1 protein-coding gene is annotated in these 265 nt (G+C 38.9%); it reads right to left on the minus strand.

Going from position 1 to position 265, the window contains the following annotated elements; genetic code table 11:
* On the minus strand, window positions 1–265 hold a 265-nt coding region (locus tag AAEY79_RS15195; protein WP_352289304.1), incomplete at both ends, for a hypothetical protein.

Here is a 265-nt window from a genome sequence, read left to right on the forward strand (position 1 = left end):
CTGTTTTAATTGTTGTTCATTGAGTTGTTGTTTTAAATCATTGAGCACAATGGCTTGAAAGCCTGATTCTTTGATGTGCTTTGCTTGCGTAGCCAGTTCGGTATTATCTATCGGTAAGTTAATTTGCTGTAATGCGCTAAATTGTCCGGCGCCTATTTGTAAGTGCTGACAGAACAATTGAGTATCTTGTGATTTATAGTCGCGTGAATGCTTAGCTTGGCTATTTGGTATAGATTTGATTGGCTCTTGTTTAGAGCTACCGGGT

It is taken from the genome of Psychrobacter sp. GW64-MNA-CIBAN-0177 (assembly GCF_040309585.1).
Classification (GTDB): Bacteria; Pseudomonadota; Gammaproteobacteria; order Pseudomonadales; family Moraxellaceae; genus Psychrobacter; species Psychrobacter okhotskensis.